The organism is Vibrio sp. 10N.261.52.A1, assembly GCF_002876325.1.
Taxonomy (GTDB): domain Bacteria; phylum Pseudomonadota; class Gammaproteobacteria; order Enterobacterales; family Vibrionaceae; genus Vibrio; species Vibrio chagasii.
The window spans coordinates 1,312-1,818 of the sequence record NZ_MCYD01000570.1 but is presented as its reverse complement, the minus strand read 5'-3'; the positions used below and the strand labels follow the sequence as shown (position 1 = coordinate 1,818).

The 507-nt window shown below is 49.3% G+C and carries 1 protein-coding gene; it reads right to left on the bottom strand.

Going from position 1 to position 507, the window contains the following annotated elements:
- Positions 1-80: 80 nt before the first annotated feature.
- The coding region (locus tag BCT81_RS09140) for a hydroxyethylthiazole kinase (protein ID WP_198596869.1) at positions 81-507 on the bottom strand (427 nt) is incomplete at its 5' end.

Here is a 507-nt window from a genome sequence, read left to right as displayed (position 1 = left end):
GGTTTATATAATAAGAAAGCCCCCAGCACATTCGTGTTGGGGGCTTTTTAGTGAGCTAAATGCTTATAGCCAGATTGAATCTACTGAATCTTCAAACGTTGAATCAGAGTCTCTTCATCCAATTGATATAACTCATCAAGTAGGTTCATTTGCAAGCTACCTGGGCCGCGTGAGCTCTCAGCCGAGATTTCACCAACCACACCCAATACCGCCGCAGCAGCCAAGCCACTTTCATCACCAACAGCAGCAAATGCGCCCGTCAATGCCGTCAAGGTACAACCCATGCCTGTCACATACGGCATCATTGGGTGTCCATTATTTAAGGTCACCACGCTGTCTTTGGTGACAACGTAATCTGTCCCACCAGAAATCACCACATTCGCACCGTATTCAGCCACCAAACATTGCGCAGCGCCCAGTGCAGCATCACTGCTATCCAGCGCATCCACGCCTTTGCTCTGCGCTTGCTCACCTGCTAACGCGATAATCTCAGACGCATTACCACGA